Origin of the sequence: Methanocalculus taiwanensis, assembly GCF_024372745.1 — an archaeon.
In the GTDB taxonomy this organism is placed as follows: domain Archaea; phylum Halobacteriota; class Methanomicrobia; order Methanomicrobiales; family Methanocorpusculaceae; genus Methanocalculus; species Methanocalculus taiwanensis.
In genome coordinates, this window is record NZ_VOTZ01000002.1 from 133,318 (window position 1) to 145,173 (window position 11,856).

The 11,856-nt window shown below is 48.5% G+C and carries 10 protein-coding genes; 4 read left to right on the forward strand and 6 right to left on the reverse strand.

Features of this window, described 5'->3' with window-relative positions; translation table 11 throughout:
• The first annotated feature begins 1 nt into the window (after window position 1).
• The 4 genes from FTO68_RS01595 to FTO68_RS01610 all read left to right on the forward strand — a co-directional run bounded on the left by FTO68_RS01595 (window position 2) and on the right by FTO68_RS01610 (window position 4,564).
• The gene (locus tag FTO68_RS01595) at window positions 2–850 is read left to right on the forward strand and encodes a CBS domain-containing protein (RefSeq protein WP_255331602.1); all 849 of its coding nucleotides are present in this window, start codon (window positions 2–4) and stop codon (window positions 848–850) included.
• 74 nt (window positions 851–924) lie between these two features.
• Entirely contained in the window at window positions 925–1,566 is a 642-nt protein-coding gene (psmB, locus tag FTO68_RS01600) for an archaeal proteasome endopeptidase complex subunit beta (RefSeq protein ID WP_255331603.1), read from the forward strand.
• A gap of 29 nt (window positions 1,567–1,595) precedes the next feature.
• A complete protein-coding gene (locus tag FTO68_RS01605; RefSeq protein ID WP_255331604.1) occupies window positions 1,596–3,488 on the forward strand; it encodes a beta-CASP ribonuclease aCPSF1 in 1,893 nt (630 codons plus the stop codon).
• The gene (locus FTO68_RS01610; protein WP_255331605.1) at window positions 3,488–4,564 is read left to right on the forward strand and encodes an MFS transporter; all 1,077 of its coding nucleotides are present in this window, start codon (window positions 3,488–3,490) and stop codon (window positions 4,562–4,564) included. Before FTO68_RS01605 ends, FTO68_RS01610 begins: the two co-directional genes overlap by 1 nt.
• A 19-nt stretch (window positions 4,565–4,583) precedes the next feature.
• Here the strand turns inward: FTO68_RS01610 and FTO68_RS01615 are convergent, their stop codons facing one another.
• The 6 genes from FTO68_RS01615 to FTO68_RS01640 all read right to left on the reverse strand — a co-directional run bounded on the left by FTO68_RS01615 (window position 4,584) and on the right by FTO68_RS01640 (window position 11,404).
• A complete protein-coding gene (locus FTO68_RS01615; protein WP_255331606.1) occupies window positions 4,584–5,051 on the reverse strand; it encodes a nucleoside deaminase in 468 nt (155 codons plus the stop codon).
• A 568-nt stretch (window positions 5,052–5,619) separates the two neighbouring features.
• Entirely contained in the window at window positions 5,620–7,530 is a 1,911-nt protein-coding gene (locus FTO68_RS01620) for a beta-propeller domain-containing protein (protein WP_255331607.1), read from the reverse strand.
• 115 nt (window positions 7,531–7,645) lie between these two features.
• Window positions 7,646–10,324, reverse strand: coding sequence for a PAS domain S-box protein (locus tag FTO68_RS01625; RefSeq protein ID WP_255331608.1), 2,679 nt, complete (start codon window positions 10,322–10,324; stop codon window positions 7,646–7,648).
• Between the two features lie 92 nt (window positions 10,325–10,416).
• Window positions 10,417–10,884, reverse strand: coding sequence for a GyrI-like domain-containing protein (locus tag FTO68_RS01630; RefSeq protein ID WP_255331609.1), 468 nt, complete (start codon window positions 10,882–10,884; stop codon window positions 10,417–10,419).
• A gap of 77 nt (window positions 10,885–10,961) precedes the next feature.
• Window positions 10,962–11,108 carry a hypothetical protein gene (locus FTO68_RS01635; RefSeq protein ID WP_255331610.1) on the reverse strand — a complete coding sequence of 49 codons (147 nt, stop codon included), beginning with the start codon at window positions 11,106–11,108 and terminating at the stop codon, window positions 10,962–10,964.
• Window positions 11,109–11,248: 140 nt separating this feature from the next.
• Entirely contained in the window at window positions 11,249–11,404 is a 156-nt protein-coding gene (locus tag FTO68_RS01640; protein WP_255331611.1) for a hypothetical protein, read from the reverse strand.
• Window positions 11,405–11,856: the final 452 nt, after the last annotated feature.

Sequence of the window (11,856 nt, forward strand, 5' to 3'; positions counted from 1 at the left end):
CATGATCGTCCGTGACTACATGACAAAAAACGTGGTCACAGCTGACACACCGGCAAACAGGGATGAGATACTGAAGATTCTCAAAAGAACCGGAATCAGCGGTGTTCCGGTGATGAAAGATGGAGAGCTCATAGGTATTATTACCAGAAAAGATCTCCTCGGAAATCCCCATGAGACGCAGATCGCTCTCCTTATGACCCATGATCCAATCACCATCAAACCTGATGCTTCACTGAAAGAAGCCGCTGAAATAATGATTAATAACAATATCCGGCGTCTCCCGGTTGTTGAAGATGGAAAGCTTACAGGCCTGATCAGCGTTGCCGATCTCGTTGGCGCTGTTGCCCAGTTAAAGATAAAGGATGAAATAAAGGACCGGTATGTGTCACGAACATTTGCACTCTGGAGCGAAACTCCGCTTACAATAGTCGGTCGTATCATGGAGATTGCACATGTAGATGCAATTGCAATCCTTGACTCTGAGAGCAGGCTTGAAGGGATCATCACCGAACGGGATCTCATCCGGTGCTCCTGTATCGAAGATGATATTGAAGTAAGTGACTTCTCTAATGGCACAGACGATGATGAGTGGACATGGGAGAGTATCAGGGATATGCATCATATCTCATATGCGATCTCCCGGATTCAACTACCGACGAAACCCGTCAAGCTTGCAATGGTAAAGAAAGTCATCGCTGTTCCGACAAATGCCGGAGTTTCCGAATGCGCATTAAAGATGAAACGTGGCCGTGTCGACCAGTTGCCGATTGTAAACGGGGACAGCCGCCTTGTTTCGATGCTCTATGATCGCGAACTAATCAAGGCCCTCATAGACTACGCGCCACAATAATAATGTTTATCATTAGTAATCACTAAAATATGATACAATACTAACCATTTTTTTATTCTGATTTTTGGGGGCATATGATGCAACAGCCACAGGAGATTATGAAGGGAACGACAACAATAGGGATTGTATTCTCAGATGGTGTCGTCCTCGCAACAGAGAAACGAGCTACCATGGGCTATATGATAGCCAGCAAAAAAGCAAAGAAGATCTACCAGATTACAGATACCATCGGTATGACGACCGCCGGTGGCGTTGGCGATGCCCAGCAGCTTGCCAGACTGATGAGTGTTGAGAGCAATCTCTATCAGATCCGGAGAAGAACAAAGATCTCTGTCGGTGCCTCGGCAACACTCCTCTCAAATTACTTAAACCAGAACCGTTACTTCCCCTATTATGTTCAGCTTCTGGTTGGCGGAGTCGATGATACCGGACCCTCTGTTTATTCTGTTGATGCAATGGGCGGAGCGACCCGTGAAGACGACTTTGTCGCAACCGGGTCGGGATCTCCAATGGCATTTGGTGTGCTTGAAGACCGTTTCAAAGCAGGACTCTCAGAGGCTGATGCAATTGAGCTTGCTGTGCGGTCCTTAAAATCTGCAATGAGGCGGGATGCAGGTTCAGGTGAAGGGTTCCAGCTGGCTGTTATTACGAGGAAAAAGTTCGAGGTGCTTGATGATAAGACCCTCGATAAGATAGCCAAAACCCTTCACGCATAATTTTTTAAAAACTTTTTTAGGAAGATTCCATGTTAATTGAGGATAGACTCAAAGAGCTGAGAGAGCTGATTAACCGAAAAGTACCTTCAGGTATAACGGTATCCAATGTTGAATTTGAAGGTCCTGAACTGGTAATCTATACAGATGATCCAAAGGTGTTTGCCGATCAGGCAGATCTGATCCGTGTGCTTGCACGGGATCTCAGGAAGCGGATTGTGGTGCGCCCGAATGTCCTGGAGGATCCTGAGAAGGCCTATGATGAAATTACCAGAATTGTTCCTGAAAATGGCGGCATCAGCGATATCTTCTTTGATCCTGATACCGGAGAGGTATTGATCGAGGCGGAAAAGCCCGGTGTTGTCATCGGGAAGAATGGATCAACACTCAGGGATATCACAAAAAGCATCGGGTGGTCGCCAAAGGTTGTCAGGACTCCGCCGATCGAGAGCTCAACTGTCAAGCAGATCAGGCAGTACCTCCGGGCAAGCCGTGATGAAAGGAAAGAATTTCTGCGTATGAGCGGAAGGCGTATCCACCGGGATATCATCGCAAAGGATCAATGGGTAAGGGTTACCACACTCGGATGCTGTCGTGAGGTCGGAAGAGCGGCCTTCCTTTTATCGACCCCGGAGAGCCGGATACTGATCGACTGTGGCGAGAAGCCCGGGGCAACAAATGGCGCCACACCATTCCTCGGCGTGCCAGAGATCCAGCCTTTGACCAATCTTGATGCTGTCGTCCTCACTCATGCACATCTTGATCATTGCGCACTGGTTCCACTTCTCTTCAGGTATGGTTTCAATGGCCCAATCTATTCGACACCTCCTACACGGGATCTCTCATCGATGCTCCAGCTCGATTACCTTGAGGTGATCAGGAAAGAAGATCGGCCAGCCCCGTACTCCTCGAATGAAGTGAAACAGTACGTCAAGAATTCTATTACCTTAAATTATGGATCTGTCACTGATATCGCACCGGATATCAAGCTCACGTTCCACAACGCAGGCCATATTCTTGGATCGGCGATTGCACATTTCCATGTTGGGGATGGGCTATACAACATTGCTTTTACAGGCGATTTTAACTATAGCAAAAGCCGCCTCTTCAACCCGGCAACTGCCAACTTTCCGCGTCTTGAGGCGATCTTTATGGAGAGCACCTATGGTGCCGCTCATGATATGACGCCGTCACGCAAGGATGCAGAAATAAAGCTCTATGAAGTGATAAAGCGGACCATCGAGAGAGGCGGAAAGGTCATCATTCCTGCATTTGCTGTTGGCCGTTCGCAGGAAGTTATGCTTGCGCTTGAGGAAGGGATTCGGAAGGGAGATCTTCCGGCAATCAAGATCTTCCTTGATGGCATGATAAAAGAGGCAACAGCCATCCATACTACCTATCCCGAATACTTAAATTCGGATCTCAGAAACCAGATCTTCCGTGAGGGATTGAATCCTTTCCTCTCTGAATGTTTTGAGCAGGTCGATTCTTCCGATAAGCGTGAGGCTGTGATCAACGGAGATCCATCCGTTATCATCACCACATCCGGTATGATGAATGGCGGCCCGGTCATGGAGTATCTCCATAATCTTGCAGCAGATGAACGCAACACGCTCGTATTCGTCGGGTACCAGGCAGATGGAACCCTTGGACGGCGGATCCAGAAGGGTTGGCGTGAGATTCCAATCGGCACCAAAGGTTCAATAACTATTAACCTTGAGGTGACAACAGTCGAAGGGTTCTCGGGACACTCTGACAGGAGGCAGCTGATGAGCTTTATCGGCAAGATACATCCGAAACCAGAGCGGATATTCTGTATTCATGGAGAAGAGAGCAAAACACTCGATTTAGCAAGTTCGATTTATAAAAAATTCCATATCCAGACCCATTCCCCCATGAATCTTGAGACCTATCGAATGGTATAATGAGAAACAGACTTCCCCCTATTCTTGGTGTATTTGGGGTAATGGCACTCTCAAATGCTATTGTGCCAGTACTTCCAGCGTTTGGGGAGGGGTCTGCCCTTCAGGGGATCATCTTTTCAGCGTATTTTTTTGGAGCGCTTTTAACTGTCTTTCCAGCCGGGCTTGCAAGCGATCGGATCGGATCTAAGCTTTTAATCAGAACCGGCCTTGGCATAACAATACTATCAGGATTGGTGCTCGTAACAACCATCTCTCCCACGATTATCATCCTGGCACGGATTTTTGAAGGTGTCGGTGCAGGACTCCTGATTGCATCAGCAATGTCGCTTCTGAATGCAGATCCTGATCATACCCGCCTCTCCGGTTTCTTTATGGGATCTTTGAATGCCGGTCTTCTTGCCGGACTTGCCGGAACCGGCTGGATCGTCTCTATAGTTAGTGATCCTCGATCCGGACTTGCTGTCTTCACCATCCTCGCAGGGGTGGCATTTCTCCTCTCACTGCTCATGACCCGGTCAACAGAGAGGCGGGCAACTCTGCCAACTGAGCTTCCCCGCTATCTGATCCAGTATAAATGGCTCTGGTACTCTGCAATAGTCATCGTCGGGACAACCGGAGCAGCAACTGCCCTCTACCCGGAGTTTGGCGGACATGATCCCCTCGCAACAGGACTCTATATTGCCAGTATGAACCTTGCAACAATGATTGCGGTGCTGGTTGTCTCGCATATCCGGCTCGACCCGGTTATAACGATCAGAATTGCTGCAGCAGGTATCGCCGGATCTGTTATTATCTGTTTAATAACCCCCATTGGATTTCCATTGCTCGGCGCATTTGCTGGGGTTGTTATCATCTCCCAGATGGCATTCCTCGCAGAGACCGGCGCACCACAGGGGGCAATGATGGGGCTTTATAATACTGCAACATACAGCGGGCTTTTCCTGCTTCCATTCCTGACAGGTATTATCGCCGAGTTCTCATCATTCTCCCTTGCCTTCGTTATCCCGGCAATCTTTGCAGTAACCGTTGTACTTACGATCGGCCGATGTGAGTGCAGGCTTGCAGCACGGGGATAGATTGTTCTGTCGCGGTCTTCTAATAGATCCTTCTGTTTGGGTTCTGTTCCCATTCGTGGAGGATTGCCAGGTTCTCTTCAAGAAGGAGGCCACCAATGATCTCAATTCTGCTTCCCCCGATCTCCTGCATAATGGTGTTTGGAATGGTCATCTCTGAAAACCCAAGCGCCTGTACATCTTTGATAGAGGTTCCGTAGACAATCCGGGAAATCTTTGCCCAGTGACATGCGGTAAAACACATCGGGCATGGCTCGGTTGTTGCATACATGGTGCATCCTTTAAGGTCAATGCTCTTCAAACGGGTTTCTGCCTCCCTGATCGCGATGATTTCTGCATGTGCAGTGCTGTCATTGCGGCCGAAAACCTGATTGTGGGCAGATGCGACGATCTCGCCATTGCATTCGATACATGCGCCAAAGGGCGACTGACCCTTGTTTATCCCGATTCGGGCCATGCGGATCGCCTCACGCATACAGTCCGGGTTCATCAGGTACTATTGTGCAGCTGGTGAGATAAGAGGTTCACGATTGTGCATCCGGCGAAGAGCCGTGAGAGTGGTATTAGGGCATGATGGTGGTTGTATCTTCTGACAGCCAGCTGGGCCAGCCTGAGCGCTGAAAGCGCCATCATGAATATCATTCAGTGGAAGAGGGGTCAATCACCATTCAACCACTAATCCCAACTGATCACCCTCAAAGACAAACGCTTACAAGCCGCTTCCATCACCAGGACACATCTGCTGTCCTGTGACATTTCATCGCTCCGGCAATCCCCCCTTTTCCCCTTTCACCTGAAGAAGTGTTGGGATATCATAGGGGTGCGGGCAATCACGGCAGCAACAGGCCCTGATTTGGATGAGGGTAGGCACAGGAAGTTACGGTACAGGAGTTGGTATTATTACAATTGAAGGCCATAAATATCCTCCTTTTATAATTGGAGCTTCATTAAACGTCATAATTGATTCGATACCGTGGAACTGGTTCGAAGAGGATCTATTTTTTCAAAAAATAAAAGTGGAGGGAAATTTTTCTCCTTTGAAAATGTTTCAGAAAATGTTAAGCAGGAGACGGAACCGGAACATCCCGCAGGATGTTCCCATTATATCTCCTGACAGAAACCGGCAGGTCGATCGAGCCGTACTGTTTTGAGGGGTCCCGAATATCAACGAGAACAACGGTGTTCTCCGAGATGGTGGCAAGCATATCACCGATGGTGAGGGATCGTTTGACTGCTGTCGGCCAGCGGCCGGGGTCCGGCGGTTCATCTCCCCTGTACTGCGGTACCGTTCCCCTGAGGATGAAGCCCGAGTCAGGTGAGATCTCATATACATAGGATCCCTGCCAGACATAGCCTGCACCATATCCCTGTGCCACGGTGATAGGGAGCACCATCACGCCAGTCCTGGAATTGAAGTAAAATGCCTTATGATCGCGGAGGACCTCCGAATCGCTCCCTGAGCCGCCGATGGTAACCGAATCTTTCAGTGCCGGATGTGCAACATCGGTAACATCGAAGAGGGCAGCCTTAACACCAGTTGTAGTGAAGCCTCCCCATGCCATCTCTTCCGTGTCTTTTCCTATCCCGATGATATGATGATCGTCAAAGGGATGGAGATAATCGGAATATCCGGGTATCTTTAGTTCGCCGAGGATCTTCGGGTTCTGTGGATCGGCGAGATCGATTACGAAGAATGGATCGATCTGGCGGAATGTAACCAGATAGCATCTGTCCCCGATAAAACGAGCAGCAAAAATACGCTCGGTCGGTGCAATCCCGTTGATCTCTCCGGTGATTGTACCCAATTGATCAAAGATGGTGATGCTGGAGGAGGTCTGAAAACCACCTGAACCGTACTCCTCTACGGTGGTGGCAACCCGGAGGTGGCCCTGATAGTCATCAAGTGAGAACTGGTTCAGGAGAGTGCCTGGTGCGTTCATACTCTGTTTCCATTCCGGGGTTCCCCTATTCAGTGCAAACCGGTGGATGATCGTCGAGGGGCCTGTTCCCCCTGGTTGTCTCATCCAGCCATACCGGTACTGATCTCCATAGTGCGTATAGGCTACGTAGAGATGTGCCGGGGTTGCATAGAAGGTCGATGAATAGCCGACGAGATAGCTCTCTGTTGAAATGGATGAACTTCGCGCCGGTGCAAAGGCGGTGATCGTCTGGAAGATGAATGGGCCTTCGAGATCATCGAACCGCCATATATCAGGTGTCGAGGTACTGCTTCCATCTGTCACCACCGGCATCGGGATATCTGATCCCCGCCTCTGCGGGTACTCCTGGGTGATCAGGTACACAATCCCGTCGGTCATCCGGGAGGAGGCGTAGATGCCTGATGCCGAAATCGACCTGATCAGTGTTGGCTCTGAGCGGTCAGTAACATCATAGATATCTGCCCGCGCCACCTGGCGCCTGACAGGAACCGGGGCTGCACTACCTTCAACCTGCTGGAACTCTTCGATCGTTTCGTCAGAGAAGATCACAACCATTGAACCTGAAAGGTACATCTCACGCGGGTTTCCGGTGAGGCTTCTATTGGAAACAATTCGGGCATCCTGAGGCGGATAGGCATCGACAATGACGAATCTGCCGCCGGTTATAAGATAGATGTATTTCTGGTCATTTTTTACAAAATCCGCCTCATCCACCCCCTGAACCTGGATATTCGTCGTTGAATATTCAACAGCGCCTCCGGCAGCTGTGGGCATCGGGATCGGCATTTCTGCCTGGGCACCAGGGGGCATCACTGCCATATCTTCGGATTTTGCCGTATTCATCCACTGGTCTGTATAGGTTGCCTGATCAAATCCGATGAGATACTCCTGTACTTCCCGTTCAGATCCAAATTTTACCGGCCCGCCTTCCTGGGATGGCACAGGGGGGTTTGTCAGGGCATATCCGATGATTGCCACCATGACAAGTATGCCAAGGAGGAGGGCTGGCATGAGATAGCGGTTCTGCATATGATTCATCACTCCATTACAGTGAAGAGCGGGGATTTGGAAAAAGCTTGTGTAAACTGCGGATTATTTTGAAGTTAAAAAGAAGGCGTGTAGTCAGAATATGCAAACGAAGGTGTCAGGTATCTATACGCCACATCCCTTTCGGGATATAAAGCTCAAATCGCGCTCCTTTTCCATATGTACCTCTTTCATGAATGGTTATCCCTGAAATAAGCAGGATCTCCCTGCTGAGGAAGAGACCAAAGCCGGTGTTCTTCCCGAAACCTCGCTTAAATATCATCTCTTTCTGGTCATCAGGTATGCCTATTCCGTCATCCTCCCAGATAATTCTGCATTCATCACCTTGTATTTCAAAAAAGAGATGTACCTGTGTTGTTTTCTGACCGTGCCGGAGCGTATTGTCCAGCAGGTTGGAAAAAACTTTCTGGAGAATCTGATCGGCCAGAATGGAGAGTCCATTACAGTCATTTTTAATTGTGATGGCACCAGGCAGAAGTACCGGGAGAGATTCTGAGACTTTATGCCAGCGGGTGTTTGGTCCACAGGCATCGTACTGGCTCGTAACTGCAATCTGCTCATCAATAGTGTCTGCGGCAACTGCTATCTCATTCAGGTAGGTGCTGAGAGCAGAATCATTATTTTGATCAATTGCCAGGGAAAGGTAACCCTGCAAAACGGTAAGCGTATTCTGGATATCATGCCTCGTGATGCCGGAAAGTAATTGTAGTTTTTTATTGGCGTTATGAAGCGCAATCTCCGCTGCTTTACGCTCAGTAATATCAGTAAGGACAAGCAGGACTGCATCTTTATTGTGGTATCTGATGAGTGCGCCTTTAATAAGGACAGAATACCGCTCGCCGGTTTTTGAGGCAATCTCAATCTCATATGAGGGCATATCCATATTTTGCAGTCGAAGAGTTATCTTGTTTTGAATACTGTCACGGTATTCTTCTGCTACATAGGTGATGACGTCAGTTCCAATCATTTCATCTGCTTTATATCCCAATGCATCTGCTGCTAACGAATTGATATACAGGATTCTGCCATCAGCACCATAAAGAAGAATATAGTCGGGGAGATGTTCTATCAGTGTTCTGTTAAAGAGCTCATTCTCCTTCAGCGCTTCTTCTGCTGCTCTTTGGTCTGTAATGTCACGTGCGAGTATTAATATTGAATCAGGTCTGCCCTCGTCATCTCTGAGGAAACGCATCGTATTACTGACCCAGATCGTTGAGCCGTCCTTTCGGTATTCTTCAAGATTGAGAATAACAACCCTGTCCGGATCAGCAGAACCCTCGTTTTCCTGCCACATCTCCTGTTCAAGCCGCTCAATAGCGATGCTCAGGGAGTCAGGAGTTAATATATCTGCTAACGACTGTCCCATCACCTCTTCAACAGAAAAACCTCGTAAAGCTGTAATTGAAGGGCTCACATAGATGATCTTCATCGAGAGATCGAGGACTGTAATCGTCTCGGTGATATTCTCGGTGATCATCCGGTACTGCTCCTCACTCTTCCTGATCGCCTCTTCCATCTCGACACGGTCAGAGATATCATAGAATGAGGCAACAGACTGGTGTGTTCCAGGAATCATTCCAACTGTTATATGGGTGGAGTGGGTGCCTCCATTCTTATCAATGAAAGTGAACTCGTAGGTTCTGGGTGGATGGCCACTCGTATCTCTTCTCTGCTGGTGGTACGTGAGCATCCGCTTCCGATCATCCAGGCTGACAAATTCGGTCCAGCTCCGCCCGATTACATCCTTCCTTGTTGAACAGGCTAAATCTATAAATGCAGTATTGGCGAGGGATATCGTCGTATCCTCCTCGATGATGATCGTAGCAGCACTCGTATATTCAAAGATAGCCCGATATCGTGCCTCAGATAGGAGGATCTCATTCTGGGCGGAAGATAGCTCCTCATATTGGTGCCGTAGTTCTTCTTCGATTGCAGTGAGTTGTTCGTTTGCTGCACTGAGTTCGTCATTGGCTCTCTGAAGCTCAATATCCCGTTCCATCAGGCCCGTAATATCACGGCCGACTGACTGGTATTCTAGGATTGATCCCTTCTCATCAAAGATTGCCCGCGTACTCCACCGCTGCCAGACAATCCGCCCATCCGACATAACCACACGCTGCTCGATAATATCTGAATTGTGATCCGGTGTGAAGCTCGCGTAAAGAGAGGATACCTTTTCCAGATCATCGGGATGAATCTCTGGCCTGAACCTGCTCCCGATGATCTCATCTTCAGATAAGCCGAAATGGCGGCAATATGCGCTATTAACAAAGATAATCCGGCCATCATGATCGAACCGGCAGATCAGCTCATCCATATCTTCGATAACATTCCGGTACCTATCCTCGCTCTCACGGAGGGCACGTTCGCTCCTCTTTCTTGCAACGGCATATTGAATTTTCTTTGCAAGTTCAGCAAACTGTGACTTTGGATCACCGCCTTTCTGGAGGTAAAAGTCTGCACCGCTGTTCAATGCCTCAATAACCACATCTTCCCTGCCTTTTCCTGTGAAGATAATAAACGGTGTGTCATTTCCAATATCACGGAGATGCTTCAGGAACAAAAGACCATCCATACCGGGCATCTGGTAATCCGAGATGATCGCATCAAATGATTGTTCTGATAAAAGAGCCAGTGCATCTGTTGCACCCTCGGAGACGGTAATAAGAAACTCCTGTCTTCGCTCAAGATAGATCTTACATAATTGAAGAAGTGCCGGCTCGTCATCAACATAGAGGACGCTGATTGGATGAATGACTGAACCGGGTGGTTTCATGGAAGAGAATTGAGTTTATCGGGTATAAGGTTTATGCACGAAAATACACCTAATTATCAGACACACACTTATTCTGGCCTTTATAAAAATAATCAGATTGGGGCGTATATCCAGGTCACCAGGAGATCCTCTTCTGTGGTCTTTGGATCATTGATGTAAACTTCCCGCACGGGTCCTGTGATGGTGAGATGATTATCTCCAAGCCACCTGAAGAGTTCCTGATAGGTATCCGTCATCTCATGGTATGGCCCCATATGGATGATCCGAACCATCTTTCCACCGGGGAGCTCATAGACATGGATATTATCGCTTCCTTTCACATCCCCTTCAACTGGAAAGGCAACTTCAATATCGGCAGTTCCGGCTTCTGCTGCTGCCCGCACGGCATCCATCGAATCTTCGTGGCAGATAAATGCGGGAGGACCGATGACAGTGATTTTGTGTTCTTCAATGAAAGATGCAAGTTCCATTATCATCGTTCCAATCTCTTCATAATATCCGGTTCGCCTGATCCCGACGACTTTGTGCGGGGGGGCATCGACAGTTAATATGGATCTCATACATGGTAATCTGTATCGGGAGAATAAAAAAGAATCTCCGGAAAAGGGAGGGAAACCATCTTAACGATTCAATTCAATCACCCGGAAGACCAAAACCCTACATTCGGTTCGTGGAGGCCAGCCTTTGTCCAGAGGATCTCTTTCTTCACAATCTCACCAGACACCAAATTGACGAACTCGTTCATTCCTGTTCCAATTGGATTTACCCTCTTCTTCCCGACCATCGTATGCAAAATGGGTGATCTGGTATAGATTTGAGCATCAATTGATAGTTCGATCTGTTCCGGGTCGCGATCATAGAGGATGGCTGTATTAACCGGGTCGAAGATCAGGCGGAGATTTGGATCTGTGAAATACGATTCTGTTACCTCAGGGATAGCTGTTGCGGGGTGATGAGGCCGCTGATGCAGCCAAAGATCTTCTCCTTGGATCCAAACACCGGGTGCGTGATCACCACGCGGCCTGGGATCTTCTCGGCAGAAAGGAATGACCTGAAGAGAATATGCCTACCATTCCTCACAACATGGAGAGTATCCCGAAAATCACTGATGTCAACCCCACGTGCCTCTGGATCGTCAGGATAAATCGTGATGAACCGTGGATCCTCATCAAAGACTTCTGCACTCGGAATGTTCGGACTCGTACCTTAGAGCCGCTGCATCTCGGCCGATGTGGCATCCCCGATAAGTCTGTAACAGCGATTGGCATAGCAGAATGCGCAACCTTGAATCTATCGACCTGAGCATCCGATCTATTTCCACCTGTGAGGCGGTGAGAGCAGAATAGGCGTTGATACTCTGCTCAGTATCCCCTGGGACCAGAGTGGAAGTAGCAGGATCGGCAGTTTCCACACCAGTGCAGCCTGCCGCACAGGCAGCAAGAATAGCTGTAATAATAAAACGGCAATTCCCGGATAGATCGCATGTTGATTCATTTGAATCATCTCTTTCCCGATATTCTAAACAGAGATTA